Source organism: Nocardiopsis sp. M1B1 (assembly GCF_052466615.1).
Window position 1 is genome coordinate 4,448,447 of record NZ_CP196194.1, and the last position, 23,368, is coordinate 4,471,814.

General features: G+C 73.1%; 18 protein-coding genes. 8 read left to right on the forward strand and 10 right to left on the reverse strand.

The genetic code is table 11. The annotated features are described in order from the left end of the window. From ACSTA4_RS19310 to ACSTA4_RS19325, 4 genes are all read right to left on the reverse strand, one after another. On the reverse strand, nt 1-660 hold the full coding sequence (locus ACSTA4_RS19310; protein ID WP_444964214.1) for a potassium channel family protein: 660 nt from the start codon (nt 658-660) through the stop codon (nt 1-3). Nucleotides 661-770: 110 nt separating this feature from the next. Then, the gene (locus tag ACSTA4_RS19315) at nt 771-3,113 is read right to left on the reverse strand and encodes a protein kinase domain-containing protein (protein ID WP_444960492.1); all 2,343 of its coding nucleotides are present in this window, start codon (nt 3,111-3,113) and stop codon (nt 771-773) included. Between the two features lie 204 nt (nt 3,114-3,317). After that, nucleotides 3,318-4,655 (reverse strand): hypothetical protein, encoded by a 1,338-nt coding sequence (locus ACSTA4_RS19320; RefSeq protein WP_444960493.1) that lies wholly within the window; start codon nt 4,653-4,655, stop codon nt 3,318-3,320. Continuing rightward, nucleotides 4,645-6,642, reverse strand: coding sequence for a hypothetical protein (locus ACSTA4_RS19325; protein WP_444960494.1), 1,998 nt, complete (start codon nt 6,640-6,642; stop codon nt 4,645-4,647). The genes ACSTA4_RS19320 and ACSTA4_RS19325 overlap by 11 nt, the downstream gene beginning before the upstream one ends. A gap of 347 nt (nt 6,643-6,989) precedes the next feature. Here ACSTA4_RS19325 and ACSTA4_RS19330 point away from each other — a divergent pair, with 347 nt between their 5' ends. Together ACSTA4_RS19330 and ACSTA4_RS19335 are read left to right on the forward strand one after the other, a co-directional pair. Next, a complete protein-coding gene (locus tag ACSTA4_RS19330; protein ID WP_444960495.1) occupies nt 6,990-7,241 on the forward strand; it encodes a hypothetical protein in 252 nt (83 codons plus the stop codon). 620 nt (nt 7,242-7,861) lie between these two features. Then, nucleotides 7,862-8,131 (forward strand): hypothetical protein, encoded by a 270-nt coding sequence (locus ACSTA4_RS19335; RefSeq protein ID WP_444960496.1) that lies wholly within the window; start codon nt 7,862-7,864, stop codon nt 8,129-8,131. 172 nt (nt 8,132-8,303) lie between these two features. On the opposite strand, the gene ACSTA4_RS19340 is transcribed toward ACSTA4_RS19335, so the two are convergent. From ACSTA4_RS19340 to ACSTA4_RS19350, 3 genes are all read right to left on the reverse strand, one after another. Continuing rightward, nucleotides 8,304-8,735: an SRPBCC family protein gene (locus ACSTA4_RS19340; RefSeq protein ID WP_013153883.1), complete on the reverse strand. Its 432-nt coding sequence runs from the start codon at nt 8,733-8,735 to the stop codon at nt 8,304-8,306. A 210-nt stretch (nt 8,736-8,945) separates the two neighbouring features. Next, a complete protein-coding gene (gene acnA / locus ACSTA4_RS19345; RefSeq protein ID WP_444960497.1) occupies nt 8,946-11,669 on the reverse strand; it encodes an aconitate hydratase AcnA in 2,724 nt (907 codons plus the stop codon). A 418-nt stretch (nt 11,670-12,087) separates the two neighbouring features. Further along, a complete protein-coding gene (locus tag ACSTA4_RS19350) occupies nt 12,088-13,023 on the reverse strand; it encodes an LLM class F420-dependent oxidoreductase (RefSeq protein ID WP_444960498.1) in 936 nt (311 codons plus the stop codon). A 125-nt stretch (nt 13,024-13,148) separates the two neighbouring features. Here ACSTA4_RS19350 and ACSTA4_RS19355 point away from each other — a divergent pair, with 125 nt between their 5' ends. From ACSTA4_RS19355 to ACSTA4_RS19370, 4 genes are read left to right on the forward strand one after another with little or no spacing between them, the layout of a single operon-like run. Continuing rightward, nucleotides 13,149-13,736 carry an RNA polymerase sigma factor gene (locus ACSTA4_RS19355; protein ID WP_444960499.1) on the forward strand — a complete coding sequence of 196 codons (588 nt, stop codon included), beginning with the start codon at nt 13,149-13,151 and terminating at the stop codon, nt 13,734-13,736. Beyond that, nucleotides 13,733-14,533 carry a zf-HC2 domain-containing protein gene (locus ACSTA4_RS19360; protein ID WP_444960500.1) on the forward strand — a complete coding sequence of 267 codons (801 nt, stop codon included), beginning with the start codon at nt 13,733-13,735 and terminating at the stop codon, nt 14,531-14,533. Before ACSTA4_RS19355 ends, ACSTA4_RS19360 begins: the two co-directional genes overlap by 4 nt. After that, nucleotides 14,530-15,420, forward strand: a complete 891-nt coding sequence (locus ACSTA4_RS19365; RefSeq protein WP_444960501.1) for an ABC transporter ATP-binding protein — start codon at nt 14,530-14,532, stop codon at nt 15,418-15,420. Before ACSTA4_RS19360 ends, ACSTA4_RS19365 begins: the two co-directional genes overlap by 4 nt. Beyond that, the gene (locus ACSTA4_RS19370; RefSeq protein ID WP_444960502.1) at nt 15,417-17,063 is read left to right on the forward strand and encodes a hypothetical protein; all 1,647 of its coding nucleotides are present in this window, start codon (nt 15,417-15,419) and stop codon (nt 17,061-17,063) included. Before ACSTA4_RS19365 ends, ACSTA4_RS19370 begins: the two co-directional genes overlap by 4 nt. 221 nt (nt 17,064-17,284) lie before the next feature. On the opposite strand, the gene ACSTA4_RS19375 is transcribed toward ACSTA4_RS19370, so the two are convergent. Then, nucleotides 17,285-17,710, reverse strand: a complete 426-nt coding sequence (locus ACSTA4_RS19375; RefSeq protein WP_444960503.1) for an OsmC family peroxiredoxin — start codon at nt 17,708-17,710, stop codon at nt 17,285-17,287. A 324-nt stretch (nt 17,711-18,034) separates the two neighbouring features. Continuing rightward, nucleotides 18,035-19,567, reverse strand: coding sequence for an HD domain-containing phosphohydrolase (locus tag ACSTA4_RS19380; RefSeq protein ID WP_444960504.1), 1,533 nt, complete (start codon nt 19,565-19,567; stop codon nt 18,035-18,037). A gap of 292 nt (nt 19,568-19,859) precedes the next feature. On the opposite strand from ACSTA4_RS19380, the gene ACSTA4_RS19385 reads away from it, so the two are divergent. Next, the gene (locus tag ACSTA4_RS19385; RefSeq protein WP_444960505.1) at nt 19,860-20,273 is read left to right on the forward strand and encodes a nuclear transport factor 2 family protein; all 414 of its coding nucleotides are present in this window, start codon (nt 19,860-19,862) and stop codon (nt 20,271-20,273) included. Nucleotides 20,274-20,428: 155 nt separating this feature from the next. After that, nucleotides 20,429-21,520 carry a methyltransferase gene (locus tag ACSTA4_RS19390; RefSeq protein ID WP_444960506.1) on the forward strand — a complete coding sequence of 364 codons (1,092 nt, stop codon included), beginning with the start codon at nt 20,429-20,431 and terminating at the stop codon, nt 21,518-21,520. A gap of 533 nt (nt 21,521-22,053) precedes the next feature. Here ACSTA4_RS19390 and ACSTA4_RS19395 read toward each other — a convergent pair. Beyond that, entirely contained in the window at nt 22,054-23,340 is a 1,287-nt protein-coding gene (locus ACSTA4_RS19395; protein ID WP_444960507.1) for a class I SAM-dependent RNA methyltransferase, read from the reverse strand. Nucleotides 23,341-23,368 lie beyond the last annotated feature (28 nt).

A 23,368-nucleotide genomic window follows, 5' to 3' on the forward strand; every position in this document is an offset into this window, starting at 1 on the left:
TCAACCGGTGACCGCGCGGCCCTCCTCCCGGCGCGGGCCGCTGAAGGCGCCGACGAGGCGGGCCACGACCGTGGTCAGGAACAGGGTCCCCACGACGCCCTCGGCCGCGGACAGCGAGCGCGCCCACGCCGAGACCGGCACGACGTCTCCGTAGCCCGTGGTGGCCAGCGTGACGTAGGAGAAGTAGACGAACTGCTGCCAGGTGACCCGGCCCCCCGGGTGCGCGGAGTCGGCGAAGCTCCCGGGCCACAGGCTCTCCAGGGCGCCGAACACCGTGGTGAACAGACCGCCGAGCAGCAGGTAGACGCACACCGCCGCCAGGACGATCTCCAGCTCGGGGGTCCGGCTCCGGCGGTAGACGAACCGCAGCAGGGAGTACATGAGCGCGAGCTGGAAGGCCGCCCCCGCCGCGAACATCGACACCAGCGCCGCGCCCCCGTCGCCCGTCGCGCCGACCCAGGCCGCACAGCAGAGCAGTGCCGCGCCCGTGGCGGCGGTGGGGGCGATCCGGTCGTGCGCCCCGCGCACCAGCACGACGCCGGAGAGCACCACTCCCACGTAGGCGACCAGGTAGAGCCCCGTCCAGACGGGGCCGTGGAGGGTGACCGGGTACCCGAACTGGAGCAGGACCACGAACCCCAGGAACGCCCCCAGGCGCACGGGACGCCCCGGACCGCCTCCTGCTCTGCGCACGGTCACCACTCTGGCACGGCCGCTCCGCCGGGCGGCGGAGGCCGCGCCGGACCCGGGCGCGGTCCGCGCGACGCGGGTCAGCTCCGCCCGCAGATCTCCCTGGCCCTGCGCAGGTCGCCCTGGATGCGGGCGACGCCCGACGTCAGCTGCGGCAGCTGCGCCGCCGCGCCGTTGAGCTCCTGGGAGCGCTGGTTGCGCCGGGCCACGCCGCCGGAGACGACCCGCACGGTCACCTCCAGGGCGATCGCCCCGACCAGGCCGAGCAGGCCCACCGACATGAGCAGGCCCGCGGGCCCCTCCGTCCCGTTGCCCGTCGCCAGCCCGGCGAGCAGAGCGGCGGGGATGCCGAAGACGGCGAACCGGCAGATCCGCAGACCCAGGAGCAGGCGCTCCTGGAGCCTGACCCCGCGGCGCAGGTCGGCGTGGTCGGTGCTGACCTTGTTGTGCCGGGTCTCCCAGCTCCGGCGCTGCTCGGCCAGCGACCGCATGGTCGACAGGGCGCCGTAGACCACGGCCGCGTACCCGGCGCTGACGGGCACCGGCGCGCTCTCGACGCGGCTCCACAGGATCGACACCCACTCCCCCAGGCCCGTGTCCCCGCCGTCGCCGGGTGGCACCAGGCGCTCGGGGCGCAGCAGGAAGGCCAGGATGAGGGCGGCGCTCACGTTGACGCGGGCCGCGCGCCAGCCCTCCAGCTCGCCGGTGAGCTGCTCCTGGAAGGCGTTGGCGGCCCGTTCGGCCTCGTCGAGCTGGTCGGCGAGCCGCATGAGGTCGGCGGAGTCGGCGCCGTGGTGGGCGCCCATGGTCCTGAGCACGCTCGGGCGGGCCATCAGGACCATCTCGTTGGCCTTGGGCGCGCCGGTGAGCAGGGGGCGCGGGTCGTCGAACATCTCGCCCAGCTCGGCCACGGTGGCGCCCCGGCCGCGGAAGATCGGCGGCAGGTCGGGGCGCAGCTGCGAGACGAACGAGGCCAGCGCCAGGTTGGCGTCGTTGTTGACGTGGCCCCGGAACAGGGACCGGTCCACCGTGGTGTCGCCGAGGTCGTCGACGAGCCAGGCGCCCAGGGCCGCCCGTTCGGCCGGGTCGCTGAAGACCTGGACGGCCGCGCTCCAGTTCTGCTGCATGGCCTCGGCCAGATCGCCCGGGTCGGTGAAGCGGATGCCGTGGAAGTGGTACGGGGGCACGCCCGTCCGGTGGGGCGGGGTGTGGGGACCGCTCACCGCACCCGTCTCGAACGCCCGGGAGTAGGACGGCGGGGTGTGGGGGCCGCTGGCCGTACCCGCTCCGGACACCGGGGGGTGGGGCGGCGGGGTCGTGGAGTACGGCGGCGCGGACGGCGGAGCCAGACCGGCCGAGGCGGCGCCCGACACCATCTGCGTGTAGGCGCGGGTCGCGTCCGCCCTCGGGGCGTCGGCGGGGGCCACCCGGGTCGGGTCCACCGGGACCGGAGGGGCCACGCGTGTGGCGTGGGCCCGCGGGTGCTCGCCGGGGGCGACCCGGGTGGGGTCGCTCTCCCACGGGGTGCGCGCGCCGGCCGGGGGCAGGACCCGGGTGCCGCCGTCGCCCGCCGCCGGGCGCGCGGCCGTGGCCTCGGCGGGCGCGGAGATCAGCAGGTTGAGCAGGGTGGTGGCGTCGGGGCGGCGCTCGGGGTCCTTGTCCAGGCAGGAGCGGACGATCCCGGCCAGCGGCTCGGTCAGGGGGCCGAGGTCGGGCTCGCCGCCCAGGATGCGGGCGATGCGGGAGGCCTGGGTCGGTCCGGGGAAGGCCTCGTGCCCGGTGGCGGCGTAGACCATCACCGACCCCCAGGAGAAGATGTCCACCGCCGAGGTCAGCCGCATGCCCTCCAGCTGCTCGGGCGCCATGTACCCGATCGTGCCCACCACACCGCTGGCGGTGACCGAGGTGGTTTCGACCGCGCGGGCGATGCCGAAGTCGATCACGCGCGGCCCGTCCGCGGCCAGCATGATGTTGTCGGGTTTGAGGTCGCGGTGCACGACCCCGGCCGCGTGGATCGCGGCCAGCGCGGTGGCCGTGGAGACGGCCAGGCGGTGCAGTTCGACGCCGCCGCGCGGACCCTCGGCGGCCACGGCCCGCTGGAGCGTGGGGCCGTCGATGAACTCGGTGGCGATCCACGGCTCGGCGGCCCCGGGGTCGGCGTCCAGGATCGGGGCGATGCAGAAGCCGCTCACCCGGCGGGCCTGCTCGACCTCGGTGCTGAAGCGGCGGCGCATCTCCGGATCGCCCGCCCAGCTGGCGTGCAGGATCTTGACCGCGGCGCGACCGCCGTCGGGGTCCTCTCCGAGGAAGACCTCGCCGAAGCCACCGCGCCCCAGCGACCGCACCAGCCGGTAGTTCCCCGCCGTACGGCCGGAGGGCTGCCCCGCCCCGCCGTCACCCTTCTGGACGTGCTGGTCCTCCACCAGGCCACCCCGTATCCGTCGTCATCGCTTCCCCCGGCGGACCCATGACGGGCCCGTGGGAACTATAGCCACGTTTCGGTCGGCCCGGACCCGGGGACATGGGCGGGCACCGAACTGCCGTTCTCTGGGGTCGGATGCGGTACCCGAGCGAAACGTTCTCTCCCCGTGCCCGTCCGAATACCTTTCCGCGTCACGTCCGGATCGTCAGCGGGCCCGCCCCCGGGGCCGGTGGTCGCCGCGCTGGACGCGCTGGACGAGGTCGTCGGTGAGCGTGCCGTAGCCGGTGGCGGCCCACACGCTCTCCTCGGCGGGCACCTCGTAGTAGGGCACCTGCGCGCCCTCGTGCTCGGCGGGCAGGACCACGGGACGCGCCCGGTTGCGGACGGCCCTGGCGCAGTCGGCGCACAGCGGGACGCGGATGGTGCGCGTGCCGCCGAACTCCCGCCAGGGCGTCACCTTGGTGTTCGTGCCGTGCAGCGGATTGGCGTAGCAGTGGCGGCGCCGGACGGCGGAGCGCGAGCCCTTGTCCGCGTTCTCCAGCGCGTCCTCGGCCATGTCGAGCAGTACGAGCACGCCCACGGCGTCGGGCAGGGTGGCGCCCTCCGCGGCCATCCGGTCGTGGACCGCCGCGGCGGCGAAGCGGGCGTCCAGGGCGCGCTGGAGGCTCTGGCCCGACTTGGTGCCGGTCCCCGGGTCCGCGTCCGCGCGGCTCAGGCGTTCGCCCACCTCGATGAGGTCGCGCTCGCCCTGTTCGACCAGCGAGTCCAGCTGGGCGCGGTCGGCATTGTCGAAGGCCGCGTGCTGGGTGATCGAAACCGCCCTGCGCCTGCCCCGGCGCGCGGTGAGACGGTTGCGCACGAGGAGTGTCAGCACGAGCGCGAGCAGGACCGCGATGACGGCCCCGACCACGAACAGCGGGCCGGATCCCGGGCCGCTCCCCTGCCCGGCGCCCCCGCCCATACCGGTGATGTGGGGGTTGGCCTCCTCGTAGGCCTGGAGGGCCGCCTCGTAGGCCGCGCGGGGGTCGTCGGACAGCGCGGCCTCCACGGCCGCGTCGGCCTGCTGGAGCATGGAGCCGTCGAAGTCCGTCTCGTAGGAGGCGGCCAGTGCCCCGTAGTGCGCGGGGGCCGCCTCCTGGGCGCCGGGACCGAAGTCCTCCCCCTGGTAGCCCGACACGTCGTCGTAGGCCAGGTAGTGGCCCTCGCCGCCGCCCCTGCGGTCGTGCACGACCGACACGAGCGTGGCCGCGTCCCCGCCCCAGACGTCGCCGCCCGTCAGGGGCACCGCGATCACGTACAGGTCCAGGCCGGAGGACTCGATGACCCCGGCGACGCGCTCCTGGTCCGCGGCCGGGAAGGCGGACTCGTAGGCGGGGTCGACGTAGACCGGCGACTCCTCCAGCGCGTCGGCGACGGCCTGGGTGCGGTCCTGCGCCTCCAGGTCCTGGGCCAGGGCGGCGGTCGCGGGGGACAGGAGCAGCACGGTGCAGGACGCGGCCAGCGCCCGCGCCGTGTACCGGGCCAGCGGGGAATCAGCGGGCATCGATCTCCTCCATGAGCCTCTTGGCCATACGCGCGGGGTCCTTGGCCCCGAAGCGGTACTGGACCCACGCGCGTTCGTTCATCGACAGGTGCTCCCGCCGAGTCCCCGCGCCGTCGCGCACGCGCAGCACGGCCGACGCGCGCTGCTGTTCGGTCAGGCCGGCGCACGCCCGGCACACCGGGAACAGGCCCCGCCGATCCCGTGGACCGGCGCGTTTGAACGCCTCGGCGGGGCCGTGCAGGGGGTTGAGCATGCACGGGGAGGTCTCGGCGGAACCGGGGTCCTCCACGGTGGCGTGCGCCCTGCGGGAGACGACCGCCACGCCGACCAGGTCGAGGTCGTCGGGGTCGGCGTCCACGACCATCAGCGCCGCCTCGACGGAGGGCATCATCGCGACCGGGAGGCGTCCGGCCCGGTCGGAGGAGATCAGAGCCGCCAGCCGCGCGCGCTCGCGCTCGGCCGTGCGGCGCAGGGCCCGCGGGGAGGGCTGGCGTCGGCGTCGCACGAGTGAAACCCGTACCAGGGCCACCGTGCCCAGCACCGCGCCCAGCAGGGCCGCGCCGATGATGGGGCCCAGGAACAGCGCCCCGGCCCAGAAGTCCTCCCAGAAGCGCTCCGTCCGCGGTTCGAGCGGGTCCGTCGAGGTGTCATAGGGCACCGGGTCCGCCGCCTCCGGGTCGCGCGGAAGCTCCTCGACCGCCTCCAGCAGCAGGGCGAGCTCCTGCGCCGGGGTCGCGGCCTCGCCCTCGTCCAACGCCTGGCCCAGGTAGTAGGTGTCCAGGTCGACGCCGAAGGCGAGCACCGTCGTCTCAGGCGTCTCCTCGTAGGCCTCCTGGGTGATGACCGCGTAGACGCCGTCCTCGCCCAGGACGTGGTGCAGCGCGTGCGCGAACCGTTCCGGGTCGCCCTCGCTCTCGTCGGTGCCGGCCATCGGCAGGAGGACCGCGTACACCGGGACGGAGGAGCGCTCCGCCCGCTCGGCGACGTCCGCGAGCCCTTCGCGGGACAGCGGGCTCAGGGGGTCCGCGTAGACGGAACCGTCCCCGAGCCCCTCCGCCACCCGTTCCACGCGCACGGTGGAGGGCACGTAGGGCGGCTGCGACCGGGCCCGCTCCAAGGGGTCTGGGAGTTCGTTCGCGCCCAGGGGCACGCTGTCCATGTAGTGCAGGGCTCCGGCCACACCGGCGGCGGGCAGGGCCAGCCCGAACACCGAGGCGACGGCGACCGCGGCGACCGTGCTGCCGCCCCTGCGGAGCCTCCACCCCACGTGGAAGAGGGACAGGGTAAGCAGTGCGCCGGTCGCGGTGCTGACCAGGAAGCCGAGGTTTTCGGGCCCGACCGACGTGGTCGGGTCCAGGTCGCCCAGGAACTCCTCCCAGGCGGTGGGGCCCTGGTCGGAGGAGTACTCCTGCCGGTACCGGTCGGCCGTGGCCTGCGCGTCCGGGTCGGCCAGAGCCGCCGTGAAGGCGTCGGCGACCTCGCCGAGGGGGGTGCCGTAGTAGTCCGTTCCGGGCGCGTAGAAGACCGTGTCGGCGGCGGCCTCCACCGGAAGGTCCACGCCCTCGGCCAGCGCCCGGGGAACGCTGCCGGGCTGGAGGAGGACGTAGAGGCCGTCCGCACCGACCCGGTCGACCAGGGCGGGCAGCACGTCCCCTCCCCACTGCTGCTCGGCGCCGGGGAAGGGGCTGGCGACGACGTGGTAGGGCACGTCCAGGGCGCCGAAGGAGTCGTGGAGGTCCGCCTCCAGCTCCTCCGGGTCGTAGCGGCCGGCCAGGGCGTCGTCCACGACCACGGCCGCGCCCTCGGGCTGTTGGGCGAGCAGGGCGGCGTAGTGCTCCGCGGGGGTCACACGCTCCTCGCGGGCCCCGGTCCCCGTCTCGGGCTGCGCCGACGCGGGGGCGGCGCCGAGGACCGGGAGGAGGCTCAGCAGCGCCGGGAGGGCGATCGCCGAAACGAGCCGGAGGAGGGGGCTGGTGGGGCCGGGCATGCGGTGAGCATAGCGGAGGTTTACGGACATCAGCCGTGGTGGGGCCCGTTTCCGGCGGGGAGTGCGGACGGACCGAGAGGTCCGAAAGGCCCCGCCCCGCAGGGTTTCCGGGCACCGCGCCCGACGGCTTCGGCACGCTGCGCACACGCTTTTTTGCTGATTGTCCCGATTTTGGAGTTTAGTCAGCTTTCTGGTGTTCCTCCTTGGCCCACCCGGCCTCAGTCTGGGAAGCGGGGAAAACGCCCGGTGGTTCCACGCGCTTCCGCGCCTCGCGGACAGCGTCGACCCGCGACCGCCCGCACGGCGTCGGACTCCCCGAGCCAAGCCACGAAGGGAAACCCACTGTCATGCAGAAGAAGACCCTGCGCCGCATCGCCATCACGGCCGTCGCCGCACCCGCCCTGGCCTTCGGAGCCCCGGCCCTGGCCTCGGCGGACGCGTACTACGAGACCCAGACGAGCGGCGCCGGATCCCACGGTGCGTTCCACCACGAGCTGGAGGCCTTCGCCGGCGACGGCAAGTCCTGGTTCGAGGAGTCCCTGAGCGTCGCCGGTGAGGGCGGCGCCTACTCCTCCGAGACGGAGAGCGGCGCCGGCTAGGGTCGCAGGCTCCCCACGACGACTCCCGGTGCCGCACGGCGGCACCGGGAGTCCGCATGTCCGGGGCGGAGCGGTCGCCGCGGCGTCCCGGACGTCCCGCCTCCGCACACACGGGGTTCCGGCCGACCGGGACCCCGGCGGGTTCCAGGCGGCGGGCCCGGCTCAGCGCACGCGGGGACGCGCCGACGGTGCCCGATCCCGAGGCGTCCGAAGGCCCGGCCCGAAGACGCGGGGTCCGCGTGGGGCCCCGGTGGGGGTGAGATGTCCGGGGTTTACCCCCCGTCGCCGCCGAGAGCCCTCTCGCGGACGTCTCCCGGGGACGCCCCGCACGTCCCGCCGGACAGAACCCGCGCCAGCGCGCGGATGCCGCCGCCGACCCGGCTCACCGTCGGCTCCGCGCACGCGTTGGGGGCGCGACATCCCGATTTTGGTGTTTGCGCAGGTTCCCAGTGTTCCCTCTTGGGCTGCCCCGGCGTCAGGATGAACGAGGAAGACAAAAGAGACAAAAGGGACGTAGTCCGGTGGTGCCGGACGTCCGGTGCCGCGCCGAGAGTGCGGCTGGAGACGACGGCGCCCGCACGGCCGCTCCCCGCACCGAGCTTCGAAGGGAACCCACCGCCATGCAGAGGAAGACCCTGCGCCGCTTCGCGTTCACCGTCGTCGCCGCGCCCGTCCTGGCACTCGGGGCACCGGCCCTGGCCTCGGCGGACAGCTACTACTCGTCCAGCTGGTCGGGGGCGGGCTCCGACGGGGCGTACAGCTACGTGGTCAAGTCCGGCAGCGGCCACGGCCACGGGCACGGGCACGGCCACAGCTGGTACTACCACTCCTGGTCGCACGCCGGTCCCCACGGGGCCTACCACTCCAGCGTCAGCAGCGGCAGCCACTGACACACCGGACGCGAGGGACGACTCCCGGTGCCGCACGGCGGCACCGGGAGTCCGCGTGTGCGGGAGGCGGATCGCCCCGGCGCCCGGGACGGTCCGCCCCAGACATGGGCCGGTCCCCCGCGGCCTCCTCGGCCGCGGGGGACCGGGACCAGCTCCGGACCCGGGCCCGGCGTCAGCCGGTCGGGTTCTCCCGGCCGGGCTCGACGAAGGCCTTGAAGCGCTTCATGTCGCCCTTGGCGCGGGTCTTGACCAGCCCGAGCTTGTCCCCGAGCTGCTCGACCACGCCCTCCGGGACGGTCTTGAGCTGGAGGGTGATCCTGCTGCTGGTGTCGGACAGGCGGTGGAAGGTCACCACGCCCGCGTGGGTCGTGCCGTCCGTGGTCTTCCAGGCGATCCGCTCCCCGGGGACCTGTTCGGTGACCACGGCCTCGAACTCCCTCTTCTGGCCACCGATCTCGATGGTCCAGAGCATGTGCCCGTCACCGGTGCGGACGACCTTGTCGACCCCCTCCATGAAGGAGGGGAACTCCTCGAACCGCGTCCACTGGGCGTAGGCGGCGGTGACCGGGACGTCGACCTCCACCGTCTCGATGATCTCTGACATTGATCCGGTTCCTTCGCCGTAGGTTGCGTTCGTTCCCTACCTGTGCCGCTACCCGAGCCGACGCGGGCAAACCGCGATGGCTATACCTTTTCGTTACCTTCCGGAGGAGGGTGAGAACGCGAACGGGGCCGCCACCGTCGCTCGGACGGTGGCGGCCCCGCGAAGCCGCGTGGGGCGTCCGCGCACGGGTCCACCCGCGCGCGGACCCGCCTACTTGGCGATCAGCTGGCGCAGCACGTACTGCAGGATGCCGCCGTTGCGGTAGTAGTCGGCCTCACCGGGGGTGTCGATGCGCACCACGGCGTCGAACTCCACGCCGGTGTCGGTGCTGACCTTCACCGTGGCCGGGGTGGCGCCCTCGTTCAGCTCGGTCACGCCGGTGATGGAGAAGGTCTCCTCGCCGGTCAGGCCGAGGGAGTCGGCGGACTGGCCCTCGGGGAACTGCAGGGGCAGGACACCCATGCCGATCAGGTTCGAGCGGTGGATGCGCTCGTAGGACTCGGTGATGACCGCGCGCACGCCCAGCAGGCTGGTGCCCTTGGCCGCCCAGTCGCGCGAGGAGCCGGAGCCGTACTCCTTGCCGCCCAGGACGACCAGCGGCGTACCCTGCTCGGCGTAGTTGCGCGCGGCGTCGTAGATGAACGACACCGGGCCCTCGGGCTGGGTGAAGTCGCGGGTGTAGCCGCCCTCGGTGCCCGGCGCGATCTGGTTGCGCAGGCGGATGTTGGCGAACGTGCCCCGGATCATCACCTCGTGGTTGCCGCGGCGCGAACCGTAGGAGTTGAAGTCGCGGCGCTCCACACCGTTGGCCTTGAGGTACTCGGCCGCGGGGGTGCCCGGCTTGATGGCGCCGGCCGGGGAGATGTGGTCGGTGGTGACCGAGTCGCCCAGCTTGGCCAGCACCCGGGCGCCGGTGATGTCGGTGACCGGGGCCGGGGTGGTCTCCATGCCCTCGAAGTAGGGGGGCTTGCGGACGTAGGTCGACTCGCCCTCCCACTCGAAGGTGTTGCCCGTCGGGGTGGGCAGGGAGCGCCAGCGCTCGTCACCGGCGAACACGTCCGAGTACGCGGACTCGTACATGTCCGAGGCGATCGCGGAGTCCATGACCTGCTGGATCTCCTCGGCGCTGGGCCAGATGTCGGCCAGGAAGACGGGCTCGCCGTCCTTGTCGACGCCCAGCGGCTCCGTGGTGATGTCCACGTCCAGCGATCCGGCCAGCGCGTAGGCGACCACCAGCGGCGGCGAGGCCAGGTAGTTCATCTTCACGTCCGGGTTGATCCGGCCCTCGAAGTTGCGGTTGCCGGACAGGACCGCGCTGACGGCCAGGTCGTTGTCCTGGACGGCCTGGGAGATCTCCTCCGGCAGCGGGCCGGAGTTGCCGATGCAGGTGGTGCAGCCGTAGCCGACCAGGTTGAAGCCCAGCTTGTCCAGGTACGGGGTCAGGCCGGAGCGCTCGTAGTAGTCGGTGACGACCTTGGAGCCCGGGGCCATGGAGGTCTTGACCCACGGCTTGCGGGTCAGGCCCTTCTCCACCGCCTTCTTGGCCAGCAGGGCGGCGCCCAGCATGACCGAGGGGTTGGAGGTGTTGGTGCAGGAGGTGATCGCGGCGATCACCACGGCGCCGTGGTCGATCTCGGTCTCGGTGCCGTCCGCCATGGTGACCTTGACGGCCTTGTGCGGACGGGCGCCGTTGGCGGTCTGGGACGGGGCGTCCGAGGCCGGGAAGGACTCCTCGCCCGCCTCGTCGACCTCGTCCTCGACGTAGTTGCGCACGTCGTGGCGCCAGGTGCTCTTGGCCTCCGACAGCGCGATGCGGTCCTGCGGGCGCTTGGGGCCGGCGATGGAGGGGACCACCTCGGCCAGGTCGAGCTCCAGGTACTCGGAGAACTCGGGCTCGTTGGCCGGGTCGTGCCAGAAGCCGTTGGCCTTGGCGTAGGCCTCGGTCAGGGCCACCTGCTGCTCGGAGCGGCCGGTCAGCTTCATGTACCGGATGGTCTCGTCGTCGATCGGGAAGATCGCGGCGGTGGAGCCGAACTCCGGGCTCATGTTGCCGATGGTGGCGCGGTTGGCCAGCGGCACGGAGGCCACGCCCTCGCCGTAGAACTCGACGAACTTGCCGACCACGCCGTGCTGGCGCAGCATCTCGGTGATGGTGAGCACCAGGTCGGTGGCGGTGGTGCCGGGCTGGAGCTCACCGGTCAGCTTGAAGCCGACCACGCGCGGGATGAGCATGGAGATCGGCTGGCCGAGCATGGCGGCCTCGGCCTCGATGCCGCCCACGCCCCAGCCCAGGATGCCCAGGCCGTTCTGCATGGTGGTGTGCGAGTCGGTGCCGACGCAGGTGTCGGGGTAGGCCTGGCCGCCCCGGCTCATGGTGACGCGCGCCAGGTGCTCGATGTTGGCCTGGTGCACGATGCCGGTGCCGGGCGGGACGACCTTGAACTCGTCGAAGGCGGTCTGGCCCCAGCGCAGGAACTTGTAGCGCTCGTAGTTGCGCTCGTACTCGATCTCGACGTTGCGCTCGAAGGCGTCGGGGCGGCCGAAGAGGTCGACGACGACGGAGTGGTCGATCACCAGCTCGGCGGGGGCGAGCGGGTTGATCTTGTCCGGGTCGCCGCCCATGTCGCGCACGGCCTCGCGCATGGTGGCGAGGTCGACGACGCAGGGGACGCCGGTGAAGTCCTGCATGATCACCCGCGCGGGGGTGAACTGGATCTCCTGGCTGGGCTGGGCCTTGGGGTCCCAGCCGCCCAGGGCCCGGATGTGGTCGGCGGTGACGTTCGCACCGTCCTCGGTGCGCAGGAGGTTCTCCAGCAGCACCTTCAGGCTGTAGGGAAGCCGCCTGGAACCCTCAACGGTCTCCAGACGGAAGATCTCGTACGACTCGTCGCCAACGCGCAACGTGTCACGGGCGCCGAAGCTGTTCGCGGACACGGTGTCTGCCTCCTGATCTCGCCACTTACGTTCCCAGCATCCTCCCCCATGGGGCGGACGCGGGACCTACTGAGGCCGCCCTGACCGGTTGCCGGGGGCGAAGGGCCGCGGGGGTGACCTCCGCCTGCCTCCCGGCCTCCGTCAGGCCCGCCGTGGCCTGCGGCGACACCACTCGCCACCGGCCGGGCGGCCCACTGGTAGCGGGCGCCCACGTTGTCCGGCCCGGGTGCGCTCAAGCGGTCAACTTCACACATCCGAACCGGGAGCGGGCCGAGGGGAACCCCGCTGTTATCTTGATGTCAAGGTATCTAACTTGTATCTCGATATCAAGTTATCGGGCGGTCGCCAACGGTCCGCGACCGCCCCCGACTGAACCTCTTCGGGGCTCCGCTCCGTCCCGTGTTCAGTCGCCCGCGGATCAGTCCAGCTGCGGCGCGACCTGCGAGGCCACCAGCTCCAGGTGGTCCAGGTCGGACATGTCCAGCATCTGGAGGTACATGCGCTCGGCGCCCGCCTCGGCGAAGCGGCCGATCCTGTCCACCAGCTCGTCGGGGGTGCCCGCCAGGCCGTTCTCCCGCAGCTCGGGGACCTCGCGGCCGATCCGCTCGGCCCGCCGGGCCACCTCCGCCTCGTCCCTGCCCACGCACAGGACCTGCGCGGCGGAGTAGACCATCGGCGCGCCGCGCCCCGAGGCCCGCACGGCGGCCCGGGTCCGCTCGAAGGCGGCCGAGGTGTCCTCGATCGAGCTGAAGGGCACGTTGTACTCGTCGGCGTACTTGGCGGCCAGGCGCGGCGTGCGCTTGGGGCCGGTGCCGCCGATCAGCACCGGCGGACGCGGGCCCTGCTGCGGCTTGGGCAGCGCGGGCCCCTCCGCCAGGCGGTAGTGCTTGCCCTCGTAGCGGAAGGTCTCCCCCACCGGGGTCGACCACAGGCCGGTGATGATGTCCAACTGCTCCTCGTAGCGGTCGAAGCGCTCGCGGGCGGTGGCGGGGAAGGGGATCCCGTAGACCGCGTGCTCCTCCTCGAACCAGCCCGAGCCGAAGCCGAACTCCACCCGGCCGTCGCTCATGCGGTCGACCTGGGCGACGGAGATCGCCAGGGGCGCGGGGTGGCGGAAGGTCGCCGCGGTCATCAGCGTGCCCAGGCGGATGCGGGAGGTGTCCCGGGCGAGCCCGGCGAGGGTGATCCAGGCGTCGGTGGGCCCGGGGAGGCCGCTGACGTGATCCCCCATGTGCAGATAGTGATCGGACCGGAACAGAGCGTCGAAACCCAGGTCCTCGACGGCCCTGGCGACGGTGAGCTGGTCCTCGTAGGTGGCCCCCTGTTGGGGCTCAAGGAAGATCCTCAGACGCATAAGCCCCATTTTCTCCCACGCCGCGGACCAGACCGGAACCGCCGCGCGGTTACCGTGGAAAAGGCGCGTCCGCGCCCCGCCCGTCCGCCGAACCGAAGCGCCCGCCTTCCGCGATAGTCCCTCCCGTGAAGCTGCTCCGCCGCGCGCGCCGCCGCGCGCCCTCCTACGGCCCGGACAGCACCGACCCGGTGCTGCTGGCCGCCGTCGCCGCGGGCGAGACCCGCGCGCTGGAGTTCCTGCACCGCAGGCACGCCACCTGGCTGCGGGCCCGGCTGCGCTACCGGTGCTCCGACCCCGACCAGCTCGACGCCGCCCTCCAGGAGACCTTCCTGGCCGTGTGGAGGAACGCGGGCTCCTTCACCCCCCGCCCCGGCGACACCGACGCCGGGGCCTGGCTGTGGACCATCGCGATCCGCCAGCTCATCTCCCAGCTGCGCAAACGCGCCAACCGCTGGATCGCCGACAGCGACACCGAACCCTACGAGACCATCGGCGACGCCTCCGCCGAGGACACCGTGCTGCTCAACATCGAGCACGGCCCGCTGGGCGCCGCCCTGCACTCCCTCTCGCCGGAGCTGCGTTCGGCCATCCAGGCCACCGTGCTCGACGGACTCACCGTCCGGGAGGCCGCGCAGATCCTTCAGATCCCCGAGGGAACCGTCAAGACACGGGTCATGCGCGCCAAGGCGCGACTACGGGAGGCACTGACATGAGCTGGCACCTGACCCCTGCCCAGGCACACGAGTACGCCCACCACCGCTCCGACGACGTCACGGCCATGTCCGTGGAGGCCCACATCACCCACTGCGCGCCCTGCCGCGACCTGTTGCCCGCCGACGAGCCCTGGCTGGCCCGGAGCTGGGAGGACCTGCGCGACGTCGTGGACCGCCCCCGGCGCGGCCCGGTCGAGTCCCTGCTGTCCTCGCTGGGACTGGGCGAGAGCACCGCCAAACTGCTGGCCGCCACCCCCTCCCTGTACCGGGCCTGGCTGCTGGCCACGGTCGTGGTGCTGACGGCCGCCCTGCTGGCCGCCCACCACCTGCCGCACGGCTCGCTGATGTTCACCTTCACCGCCCCGGTGGTGCCCCTGGCCGGGGTGGCCCTGGCCTACGGGCGCGGGGTGGACCCGGCCCACGCGCTGACCTCGGTCACACCGCTGGCGGGGCAGCGGCTGCTGTTCCTGCGCACCTGCGCGGTGCTGGTGCCCGCGCTGACCCTGTGCATGTCCGCGGCGCTGCTGCTGCCCCACGCGCACACCCCGTGGAAGGCGGTGTTCTGGCTGCTGCCCGCGCTCACCCTGGTCGCCGGCTCCCTCGTGCTCAGCCGCTGGATGCACCTGGGCGCGGCCAGCGCCGCGGTGGGGCTGCTGTGGCTGGTCGCCCTGGGCGTCCTGACCACCTCCGAGGACGCCACGCCCCTGCACCTGCTCGCGCCCCAGGCCCAGCTGTGGTGGGCGGGCGCGCTCACCGCCCTGCTCGGCGCGCTCCTGCTGCGAGTGAGGACGGCGTGAGCGCCACGGCCGCACGGGACGCCGTCAGCGTCCGCGGGCTGGGGCACCGCTACGGCACCCGCACCGCCCTGGCCGGGATCGACCTGGACCTGGGCCCCGGCGTGACCGGGCTGCTGGGACGCAACGGCGCGGGCAAGACCACCCTGCTGCGCTGCCTGGCCACCGACCTGGAGGCCGACGACGGCGAACTGCGCGTGCTCGGCCACGACCCCGCGCGGGCCGCCGAGCGCACCGAGATCCGCCGCCACCTGGGCTACCTGCCGCAGAACCCCGAGTTCTACCCGTACTTCACCGCGTTCGGGCTGCTGGACTACATGGCGGTGCTCAAGGAGCTGGGCGGGCGCCGCGCCCGCCACGACGAGGTGCGCCGGGTCCTGGAACGGGTCGGACTGCACGAGCGCCGCCACAGCCGGGTCCGCCGCCTGTCCGGCGGTATGCGCCAGCGGCTGGGCCTGGCCTCGGCCCTGCTCGGCGACCCCCGGGTGCTGCTGCTGGACGAGCCGACCATCGGCCTGGACCCCGAGCAGCGCATCCGGTTCCGCGGCCTGGTCTCGGAGCTGGCCGTGCGCAGCACCGTGGTGCTGTCCACCCACCAGATCGAGGACGTGGCCGCCCTGTGCCAGCGCGTGGTGTGCCTGGACGCGGGCCGGGTGATCTTCGACGGGACCCCCCGCGCGCTGGTGGACCGGGCGCGCGGGCACGTGTGGGAGCGCGACGGCCACCCCGGCCGGGAGTACACCGCCTGGCGGCTGGCCGACGGGCGCTACCGGGTGCTCACCCCCGCGGGCGGCGCCGCGCCCGGCCCCTCCGACGGCCTGGAGCCGGTCGAACCCGGCCTGGAGGACGCCTACCTGCTGCTCACCGGTGTGGAACAGGGCGAGCGGTGAGCCCCGTTCGGCACGCGGTCGGCGCCGGACCGGCGGAGGGGTCGCCCGCCGAGCAGGAGGCCGCGACCCCGGACCGGAGCACCGCCCGGACAGGCGCAGCGCAGAGGCGCGCCGCCCGGACGCGCGCCGCCCGGAACACGGCCACGTTCGTCCGCCTGACCTGGTTCAACGCGATCCGCCTGGCCCGCAACCCGTTCGTGGTCCCGGGCGTCCTCGTGGGCCTGTACATGCTCGTGGCCCCGGACTGGGCTGGCCGGTCGGGCACCCTGGAGGGCTGGTACGACAACGCCAACTCCGCCGCGTCGGCCGTGGGCGCGATGCTGTTCGCCGTGGTCGCCTTCCCCGCCATGCGCGAAGCCCGCTACTCCCCCCGCCTGGTCTCCCCGCTGGGCCGGACGGGACGGCTGCTGGCGCTGATGGCGGCGTCCTCACTGGTCAGCACGGTGCTGGTCGTGCTGTGGGCCGGGGTGGACCACTGGCTGTCCCCTCCCCTGCTGGGCACGCTGAGCCCGTCCGCCTACCCGGCGCCCCTCCTGTTGGCGGCCGCGGGCCCGCTGCTGTCCATCGCCCTGGTGGCGTGGACCCGCTCCTACCTGCCGCTGGTCGTGACCCTGCTGGCCCTGCCCGCCTACTGGCTGTACGGCGTCTCGGCGGTGGACGCCAACCTGTCGAGCGCCGTGCTCCGGGTGGAGTGGGCGGCCCGTGTCGCCCTCGACCCCTTCAACGTGAGCGCTCCCTCCGTCACGGACGTGACCACCGTCTACCTGGTCTACTCGGTGCTGGTCGTGGCCCTCCTGGCCGTCCTGGCCGTGGCCGCGCGGGGCCGCCGTGCCCACCGGGCGGCCTGCCTGGGCGCGGCCGCCGTGCTGCTGGCCGCCACCGTCGGCACCGTCGTCCACGGCCGCCAGATCCAGCCGCTGTACGCCCCCATCCCCGACAGCCGGGTGTACGGCGCGCAGGGGCCGTCCTGCCAGACCAGGGAGGGCGTCACCTACTGCCCCCTGCCCGGCTTCGAACCGTGGGTGGAGCGCTGGCACGGCGCCCTGGGCCCGGCCCTGGACCTGCTGCCCGAGGTCCCGCGCGAGCGCATGCCCGTGGTGTGGCAGGAGAGCTTCTCCTACCACCGGGAGCTGGACGTGCCCCGGGACCGGGACGTGGTGGTCCACGCGTACACGGGCGGCTGGGACCACTACTGGCAGACCGCGATGGTGGGCGAGGCGGCCCGGGTGGTCCTGGGCCTGTCCGACCCCTACGAGACCGAATGCCTGGGCACCGGGCAGGCGCGCGTGCTGCTGGCGGCGTGGCTGGCCGCCAGCGTGGAGGGCCTGTCCCGCTACGACACCCTGGACACGCTGGCCGCGAACCTGTACGCCTACCGGCCCTCCCCGGTGGACCTGGAGCTCTCCCTGGCCCTGGCCGACCTGCCCGAGGAGCGGGTGAGCCGCGTCCTGGAGCGGAACTGGGAGAGGCTGACCGACCCGCGCACCACCAGCCTGGAGCTGGCCCGGCTGCTGGACACGCCGCTGCGGGAGTCCTCCACCGGACCCGCCGGGCCCGGGGACTGGCGGCGGCTCTACCCCGATCACCAGTACCACACCTACGAGGAGGACCCGGGGCGGTACGCCCGGCCCGTGTGCGGCTGAGCCGCGACCGGGTTATCGAATCGCCTATGCCCCGCGCTCTGGTCCGGCCACACCCCCGGGCCTCGGGGCACGCCTCGCGGGGGTCTGGTACCTCGACCTGTTCGGCGTCGGACTCATCCGTGCGACGGCGGCGCGGTCAGCCACGGTGGAGGGGCCGGCCTCACAGCGGGGACGCCGCGCTCCCGCGGTGCGCGGCGTCCCGAAGCGTGTCCGGGTCCGGTTCAGACGAGTTTGGCCGAAAGCGTGATCGTCGTTCCCATGAGGGCCTTGCTGAGCGGACAGTTGGCCTTGGCGTCCCGGGCTGCGGCGGCGAAGGCGCCGTCGTCGACGCCGGGAACGGTGCCCTCGACGGTGAGGTGGATGCCGGTGACGCCCTCGCCGGGCTGGAACGTCACGTCGGCGGAGGTGACGAGCTTGGTGGGCGGGGTGCCCGCTTCTTCGAGGCCGTGCGACAGCGCCATGGAGAAGCAACTGGAGTGGGCCGCGGCGATCAGCTCCTCCGGGCTGGTCCTTCCGTTCGCCTGTTCGGCGCGCGACGGCCACGACACCGGCTGACTGCCGATGCCGGAGGAGTCGAAGGCGACGACGCCGTTGCCGTTGAGCAGGCCGCCCTCCCAGACTGTGTGTGCTGAGCGCTTGGTTGCCACGATGGATCCTTTTCTTTTCCAGTGCGTCGAGGAGCGACGGGGAATCCGGTGTCCCGGCAGCGGCTTGCGCGACCGGTCTCTCCGTCCGGACCGGGCGGTCCGGACGGGATCCGTGCTCCGTCCCCCCAGATTCTGCTTGGGAGCCGACCGGCGGACATCGGCTGATCGACCTATGTCTCCGGTCCGTCCGCCCTCGGCGGGCGGCATCGTGGGCAGCGGGCGCGCACCGGACCGGAGGCGGCGGGAAACGGGGGAAGTGCGTGTCACCGGTCCCGCGGGCGCCGCCGGTCACCGACGTCCACGACGGTGCAGGCCCGTCGACGGTCAGGGCAGGAGCTGCTGCTCCATGGCGAAGACGGCCACCCCGGCCCGGGTCCTGCGCCCGGTCTTGTCGTAGATGTGCCCGAGGTGATGGCCCACGGTGCGGCTCGATATGGACAGCTCCGCGCCTATCTGATGATTGGTCAGGCCGCGGGCGGCAAGCCGCAGTACCTCGATTTCCCTCGCTGTGAGCCCGGCCGGACGACGTGGGTGCAGCGGCCGTCCGCCCGCTGCCCGGATCACGAGGTCGCAGGCGGCGCGGTCCAGGGTCCCGGATTCCGCCTCGCGCGTCAGGTGTCCGACGGCTTCGTCGATGGTGAAGGCGTCCCGGTGCGCCCGCGGCTCGGTCAGTGCGGCGAACACGTCGGCGGCGGCGAGGATACGGGCCGCGGGAGGCGTACGGGCCCCGGAGTCACCGCGGTGGTAGCCGCTGCCGTCGAGGCGCTCATGGTGCGCGGCGGCGATCGGTGCCAGCGGGGCGAGGGCGGGCACGCGTTCCAGCACCCGCTGGGTCCAGTACGTGTGCATCCGCACCCGCTCCGTGTCAGCAGCGCCCAACGGTCCGGGCCGGTCCCAGACATCGGCTGAGATCCCGGCCCGCCCCAGGTCGTGCAGCAGAGCCGCGCAACGCAGCCGGAGCACCTCGTCCGCGGCGAGGCCTCCCAGCCGGCCCGCGCTCTCCGCCAACCGCGCGACGTGCTCGCTGTGCCCGACGAGCCACTTGCCCTTGAGGTCCACGAACCTGCCCAGGACCGCGCACAGGCCGGAGACCTCCTCAGCGGAGACCGTGGCGTACGGCGGCGGCTCGGCGGACACGGCGGAGGCGACGGCGTCGGGTTCACTGAGCGGGGCGAGCGCCTTCGCGGCATCGGCTGCGAACGCACGCGCGAGCTCGGGGTCGAGGTGGCCGCCGGCGCGTCCGACCACCTGCGAGACAGCGGCCGGCTCGCTGCCCCTCGCATGAGCCAGGACGGCCTGTTCGGCCACGTGGACGACGCGAGCGGCGAAGGAGATGTGCTCACCCACGGCTCCGAGGGGGATGCCCCGTCCGTCCCACCGCTCGTACACATCGTTCAACGCCGTGAGTGTCTGCGGCAGCACGCCGAGACCCGAACCGAGTGTCTGGCTGGCCTCGCAGCCGTTGCGCATGGCCTCCACTCCGACCGTGGGCAACACCTCGGTCAGCGTGTCCGTCAACCGCTGGGCCCCCTCGCGGGTCCAGTCGCCCAGCCTGAGCAACTGCTCGGCCAGCGGCACGTCGTCACCCGGATCGAGGTACTTCAACGCGCTCTGGAACGCCACCTCGTCGCCGAAGACCACCGCGAGTTCGGGCGCGAACGACGTACAGCCGAGCGAGCGCAGCAGTGCCGTCTCATAGACGATCCGGCAGGTCCGCCGATCACACCCCAGGACGTCACGGGCGAACACCGTCGCAACGGCGCAGGTGCGAAGCCCCTTCTCGAAGGACATGCCCGCGGCCAAGTCGGTTGTCAGGGACAGCGCGGCCAGCACTTCGGCCAAGCGAACCTCTTGCACCGCACCAGCGTAATCGTCCGTCCCCGGTACCCGGGACGTGTCCGACTCTCCCCCCACGCACATGGCGCGCATCAGCAGCCACAACGCGATGTGAGGAGAGCGGAACCAGCTCCCGGGTCCCGGGCAGGCCGACGTTATAGGCCAATCAGCCGATGTCCGCCGGTCGGTCCGCAGGAAGGATCTGCGGAGGCGGGCGCGAGTTCGGCCGCAGCGCCCGGAACCGGGTTCCGCGCTCCGGAGGCGAGCTGCCCGGGCGCGCCAGCCGTCCATCGACACGACACGGAGGTTCCGCATGACCACGCAGCAGCAGGACGGACAGGCCCCCGCGGGGAGCGCGGTGGTGGAAGCGCTGTACGACTCACTCGCCCGGGGGGAGGTCACCGCACTGCTCGCGGGGCTCGACGAGCGCATCGAGTGGATCGTTCCGCCGGGCCTGCACTACGGAGGTACGTACCGGGGACCGCAGGAGGTACTCGAGAACGTGTTCTCCCGTTTCGTCACCGAGTGGCAGGACTTCACCGTCGCCCCCGCGGAAATCATGGACGCCGGGGACAGTGTCGTCGCGCTCGGCCACTACAGCGGCAGGAACCTGGCGACCGGGAAGCAGATGAGGACGCGTTTCGTGCACGTGTGGCGTCTGCGGGACGGCGTCCCCGTGCACTTCGAGACCGTACTCGACACCCACACCATGGTCGCCGCGATGTGAACCGGCTCCTCCGGACGACCACGCAGGACCGCGGAGGCCCCGTACCGCGCACGCGCCCCCTACCGGCGGACCTCCGGCACTGGGAAGGTCCGCCGGGGGCGGTCCGGTCGAACCTTCCGGGCTTCGGCCCACATCTGAACCGAAAGACACAGCACATGACTTTGTTCGAACACGACTTCGTCGCGGCGGGTTCCGCTGAACCGCCCGGGGACGTCACGGGGCGCATGCTCCAGATGATGACCGGGTACTGGGTGACCCAGGTGGTACGGACCGCAGCCGAGTTGCGCATCGCCGACCACCTCTACGCCGGGGGCGCTACGCCTGAGGAGGTGGCTGAGGCGGAGTCGCTGGATCCGGACTCGACCTTCCGGTTCCTGAGAGCATGCGCCTCCCTCGGGCTCGCCGCGTCGCCGGACGGAAAACGGTTCGTGAGCACGTCCTTGCTGGACACCCTGCGCACCGACGCCCCGGGGTCCCTACGCCCCCTGGCGCTGTGGGGCGGAGCAGAGTCCCACTGGCTGCCCTGGGGGCGGTTGTCGGACACGATCCGCACCGGCACCACCCAGGCGGAAGCCGCTCTCGGCGCCCCCTTCTTCGAGTGGCTCGCCACCATCCCGGGAGAAGCCGGAGTCTTCACCGACGCCATGACGGCCATGACCCGCGGTCTGGCCCGCCATCTGGCGGACGTGATCGAAGTCGGGAGCGCCGAAGTCGTCGTGGACGTCGGGGGCTCAAGCGGAAACCTCGTCCAGACACTCATGCAACGGCATACCGGACTGGCCGGGGTGGTCCTCGACCTCCCGCACGTGGCAGCCGAGGCGGGCGCCTCCGCGTCGAGGTTGGGCGTCGCGGACCGGTTCACCTTCGTCGACGGCGACTTCTTCGAGGAGGTGCCGGCCGGGGACGTGCACCTGCTGAAGTTCGTCCTGCACGACTGGGACGACGACGCCTGCGTACGCATCCTGCGAAACTGCAGACGGGCGCTCAAACCGGGTGGACGTGTGCTGGTGATGGAGCTCATCGTGGACAAGGTGGGCGCACCCGGCCTGGAGCCGCTGATGGACCTCAACATGATGGCGCTGTCCACCGGACGTGAGCGCAGCCTCGGCGAATTCGAGGACCTCTTCGAGCGAGCTGGGCTGACAACGGCCGGAACAACGTCATCCGCGTCCTTGGTCTCCGTCATGGAGCTCGTACCCGCGGCCTCCCCGCTCAGAGTACTGAGACTGCCGGGATCAGCGTCCTGAAGAGACGGTGTCGGCGAAGCGACGCACACCTCTGTCCCGGGCGGAGCCGGGGGCACGGTTGCCGAACCGGCTCCTGCCACGGCGTCCGCCCCGGCGGCCCGCATGTGATCGGCTCGCTTCGCCCCGGTCAGTGCCTGTCCACTACGGCGGCTGAGTACGTCTCACCGGTGCGGTGAGAGCGTCTCGAACACGACCGTGACGGTGTTGGAGCCTGCCCGAGCACCGCCGGGGTCGTGACGAACTGCTCACCGCCGGCCGCTGTCAAACCCGACCTCGTCGGCCGGCCTCCGCACCCGGGGCCGGTCGGCGGGAGACGGGCACGCCGCCGCCAAAGCCGCCCGGTCTCCGTCACGACCGGACACCACCGCGGCAGGGCCCGCCACGAGGACTCCGGCGGTCGCCCGCCGACGACACTCCGCACCACCCGCCCCGGCGGTCCCCCGCCGACTCCACCGGTGCGGTTCCGGGCCCGCGCGTCAGCGCTCGGGCCCGGGGCGGTTCGGCGGGGCTGGTACAGCCCCGCCGGGCCGCGGTCAGCCCTCCCGGTGGCGGCGGGCCGGGTGGACCGGCTCAAGCACCGCCAGGCACTCCACGTGGTGGGTCATCGGGAAGGCGTCGAACGCGCGAAGGTCCGCCAGGCGGTAGTCGGCCCGCTCGAACGCGGCCAGGTCGCGGGCGAGCGTGGCGGGGTCGCACGAGACGTAGGCCACCCTGCGGGGACGCGTCCCGGTCAGGGAGCGCACCACCTCGGCGCCCGCACCGGCCCGGGGCGGGTCCAGCACGACCACGTCGGCGCGCACGTCCGCCCACTCGCGCAGCTGAGCGGCCACGTCACCCCGCTCGACGCGGACCTGCTCCATGTCCTTGAGGTTGTACCGGGCGTCGCGCACGGCCTCGGCCCCGCTCTCCACGCCCATGGCGCGGCCCTCGGGGCCCACGGCGGCGGCCAGCGCGCCGGTGAACAGGCCCGCCCCGCAGTACAGGTCCAGGGCGGTCTCGCCGGGCTTGGGCTCCAGGGCGTCCAGGACGGCGGCGGTGAGCACCTCGGCGGCGGCCGGGTGCACCTGCCAGAAGCCGCCCGCGCTGACGCGGTACTCGCGGCCGTCGGCCCTCTCGCGCAGGCCCCTGCGCCCGCGCACCTGCTGGACGCGGCCGCCCTTGAACCGGCGCAGCACGGCGCTGGACGTGCCCAGTTCGGGCAGGGAGTCCAGCTTGGCCCCGGTCGGTGTGACGACGACGGCGCGGTCGGCGCAGGAGGCCGAGGCGACCGCCTCCACGTCGCGGACGCCCTCCCACCTGACGTCGGTCACGCCGAGCTCGGTCACGCCTGGGTGGGCGATGAGGCAGCGCTCGACGGGCTCGATGTCGTGGGAGCGGTGGCGGCGCAGTCCGGCGCGGCCGTCGGAGTCCACGGCGAAGCGCACGCGGGTGCGCCAGCCCAGGCCGTCGGGGGAGCCGGGCAGCTCCTCCACCTCGACCCGGCGGTCGATCCCGGCGATGCGCCGCAGCTGGTCGGCGACGACCTTGCCCTTGAGGGCCCGCTGGGCCCGCGGGGCGGCGTGCTGCCAGTCGCAGCCCCCGCACTTGCCGGGCCCTGCGGCCGGGCAGGGGGCCTGGACGCGGTCCGGGGAGGCCTGGAGGACCTCGACGGCGTCGCCTCTCAGGAAGCGGGAGGTCTGCTCGGTGACGCGGACGCGGACCCGCTCGCCGGGCAGGGCGTGGCGGACGAAGACCACCTGGTCCTCGTAGCGCCCCACGCACCAGCCCCCGTGCGCGACGTCGTCCACGGTCAGCTCGAAATCCTGTCCCACACGGTTCATGGCGGTCGTCCTCAGAGATGGTCGGGTC